The organism is Actinomadura sp. NBRC 104412 (genome assembly GCF_030269515.1).
Classification (GTDB): domain Bacteria; phylum Actinomycetota; class Actinomycetes; order Streptosporangiales; family Streptosporangiaceae; genus Spirillospora.
The window spans coordinates 1-810 of sequence record NZ_BSTM01000099.1 but is presented as its reverse complement, the minus strand read 5'-3'; the positions used below and the strand labels follow the sequence as shown (position 1 = coordinate 810).

The window sequence follows — 810 nt, the reverse complement described above, 5'->3', positions numbered from 1 at the left end:
CTCCGTCAGGGGAGTTGTTGGTTGATGTGGTCGGCTGTGGTGCGGAGGTGTTTGAGGATGGTGGTGCGGGTGGTGGGGGTCATGCGGGACAGGGGTGCTGAGGCGGTGATGGCGTGGGGTCCTGCGGTGGTGGGGCGTAGGGCGATGCCGATGGAGGCGACGCCTTCTTCGCTTTCTTCGTTGCTGGTGGCGTAGCCGTCGTGGCGGATTTGGTCGAGTGCTTGCAGGAGGTGGGTGCGGGTGGTGATGGAGTGGGGGGTGAGGGCGGGGAGGTGTTCGTGGGGGTAGAGGGCCAGGAGTTGGTCGTGGGTGAGGGTGGCGAGCATGGCTTTGCCGTTGGAGGTGCAGTGGGCGGGCATGGTGCGGCCGAGGCGTCCGCCGACGCGCAGGGCGCGGGTGGTTTCGATGGAGTCGATGAAGTGGACTTCGTTGCCGTGGAGGCGGCCGAGGTGGATGGTTTCGCCGGTGTGTGCGCATAGGCGTTCGAGGGCGGGGTGGGCCAGTGCGCGGATGTCGAGGCGGCGGAGGACGTCCAGGGCGAGGTGGTCGAGGGTGGGGCCGGTGGTCCAGCCGCGGGTGGTGGTGTCCTGGCGGAGGAAGCCGCGGTAGGCGAGCATGGCCAGGAGGCGGTGTGCGGTGGAGGAGGCCACGCCCAGGTGGCGTGCGACGTCCATGAGGCGTATTCCGGGGTGTTGCCCGACCAGGACCAGGACGCGCAGCGCGTTGTCGACCGACTCGATCGGGTATTGCGGCACGGTGCCGAACTCCGGCGCGTCTGGAAACCCCTCACCCATGCCCGAAGCGTACGCA

Annotated in this window: 1 protein-coding gene; it reads right to left on the bottom strand. The window is 68.5% G+C overall.

The annotated features are described in order from the left end of the window. Positions 1 to 5: 5 nt before the first annotated feature. Positions 6 to 810, bottom strand: an 805-nt coding sequence (locus QSK21_RS35905) for an IclR family transcriptional regulator (RefSeq protein ID WP_285702221.1), incomplete at its 5' end; no start/stop codon positions are given.